The organism is Paludisphaera soli (genome assembly GCF_011064595.1).
Taxonomy (GTDB): Bacteria; Planctomycetota; Planctomycetia; order Isosphaerales; family Isosphaeraceae; genus Paludisphaera; species Paludisphaera soli.
On record NZ_JAALJI010000113.1, the window covers coordinates 1 to 1,204 of the forward strand.

General features: G+C 70.5%; 2 protein-coding genes. Both read left to right on the top strand.

Features of this window, described 5'->3' with window-relative positions:
* Positions 1-72: 72 nt before the first annotated feature.
* Positions 73-498 carry a helix-turn-helix domain-containing protein gene (locus tag G6O68_RS31830; RefSeq protein WP_165253780.1) on the top strand — a complete coding sequence of 142 codons (426 nt, stop codon included), beginning with the start codon at positions 73-75 and terminating at the stop codon, positions 496-498.
* 38 nt (positions 499-536) lie between these two features.
* Positions 537-1,204, top strand: a 668-nt coding sequence (locus tag G6O68_RS31835; protein WP_240911593.1) for an IS630 family transposase, incomplete at its 3' end; no start/stop codon positions are given.

A 1,204-nucleotide genomic window follows, 5' to 3' on the forward strand; every position in this document is an offset into this window, starting at 1 on the left:
TGGTCTGACACGAAAGTTTCTGCTTGTAAAACCCTTGCGATTCGGCGATCCTACCGCGTCAAGGAGGACGCCATGCCCAAGAAATACCATGTCGACCTGACCGACGACCAGCGTCACGCCCTGGAGGCCCGCCGCACCGGACCCTTGACCCTTCGCCAGCGTAACCGAGTCGACGTCCTGCTGCGGGCCGACGGCGGCGAGACCGACGACGAGATCGCCGACTCCCTCGGCATCTCCGCCGGCACCGTGGCCAACGTACGCCGGCGATGCGCCGAGGAGGGGCCTGAGGCCGCGCTGGCCGAGCGGCCCCGCCGCGGTGCCCCGGCCAAGCTCGACGGCAAGCAGGAGGCGGCCATCATCGCCCTGGCTTGCAGCCCGACCGAGGACGGCTTCGCCCGCTGGTCGGTCCGCCGCCTCTCCGAGCGGGCCGTGGCGTTGGAGGTCGTCGAGTCGGTCTCGCGCGAGACGGTCCGCCGCCTCTTGAAAAAAGCGAGCTGAAGCCGTGGCAGGTCCGCTCGTGGTGCCTGCCGAAGGGGATCAGCGGCGAATTCAGCTGGCGGCTGGAGGACGCCCTGTCGCTCTACGCCGAGCCCTACGACCCGGCCCGGCCGGTGGTCTGCCTCGACGAGGCGAGAAAGGAGCTGCACGCCGAGGTCCGCGAGCCGATCCCGGCGGTGCCGGGACGGCCGGCCCGGAGAGACTACGAGCACGCCCGGTGCGGGACCGCCAACATCTTCACGGCCGTCGAGCCGCTGGCCGGGGTGCGGCGCCTGACGGTGACCGAGCGTCGCGGCACCGCCGACTTCGCCGAGCAGATGCGCCGGCTGTGCGACGAGCGGTATCCCGAGGCGGCCGTGATCCGGGTGGTGCTGGACAACCTGAACACGCACGGCCCGCAGTCGCTCTTCGCGGCCTATCCGCCCGAGGATGCCTGGCGGCTGGCGCGTCGGCTGGAGTTCCACTTCACGCCCAAGCACGCCAGCTGGCTGAACATGGCGGAGTGCGAACCGAGCGTGCTGTGCCGGCAATGCCTCTCGCGGCGGATCGCCGACGCGGCGACGTTGGCCGGCGAGTTGACCGCCTGGGAGCGGTGCCGGAATGCGGCCCGCGCCAGGATCGACTGGACCTTCCGCCCCGCCGACGCCCGGGTCAAGCTCGCCCACCTCTACCCGGCGAAACCTCAAGAAACTTCCGTGTCACATCA

Bases quoted from the DNA above. Each gene is read 5' to 3' on its own strand.
- G6O68_RS31830 (WP_165253780.1), top strand. From the start codon at position 73: ATGCCCAAGAAATACCATGTCGACCTGACCGACGACCAGCGTCACGCC.